This window comes from Streptomyces sp. AC627_RSS907 (assembly GCF_019049165.1).
The window spans coordinates 1-668 of record NZ_JAGMUE010000858.1 but is presented as its reverse complement, the minus strand read 5'-3'; the positions used below and the strand labels follow the sequence as shown (position 1 = coordinate 668).

Genomic DNA, 668 nt, shown 5'->3' with positions numbered 1-668 from the left:
GGAGGCCACGGCCACCGAAGAGCCACGTCACCTGGTGCGTGGCCTCGGGCGACAGTCCCCAGAGGTCGAAGACGTTGTCCGGCTCCTGCGAGCCGGTGTACGGGTCGCGCTTCTGGGTGTGGATGAAGTCGGGGAACTTGATGGCGTCCCTGATGAAGAACACCGGGGTGTTGTTGCCGACGAGGTCGTAGTTGCCCTCCTCGGTGTAGAACTTCAACGCGAAACCGCGCGGGTCCCGGACCGCGTCCGGCGCGCCCAGGTTGCCGGCCACGGTGGAGAAGCGCAGGAAGGTCTCGGTCTGCTTGCCGACCTCGGAGAGGAACTTCGCGCGGGTGTACCGGGTCACGTCCGCGGTCACCGTGAAGGTGCCGTACGCGCCGGCTCCCCGGGCGTGCACCACGCGCTCCGGAATGCGCTCCCGGTTGAAGTGCGCCAGCTTCTCCAGCAGCAACTGGTCCTGCACCAGCACCGGGCCGCCGACGCCCGCGGTCTCGCTGTTCTGGTTGTCGGCGACCGGTGCGCCGGCCTCCGTGGTCAGCGGCCCCGCCGACTGAGCCGTCTCGCCCTGAACCGTCACGTGCGCCTCCTGCGTATTCGTCCTGTCCCTTGGCCTGAGCCGTAACCGATCCTACATTGGACTTTGTCTAAGTCAAGAAGAAGTGGAGAGA

General features: G+C 66.8%; 1 protein-coding gene. It reads right to left on the bottom strand.

The window, feature by feature from the left end:
• A partial coding sequence (locus tag KUM32_RS39045) for a catalase (RefSeq protein WP_217146515.1) occupies positions 1 to 577 on the bottom strand: 577 nt, incomplete at its 3' end.
• Positions 578 to 668 lie beyond the last annotated feature (91 nt).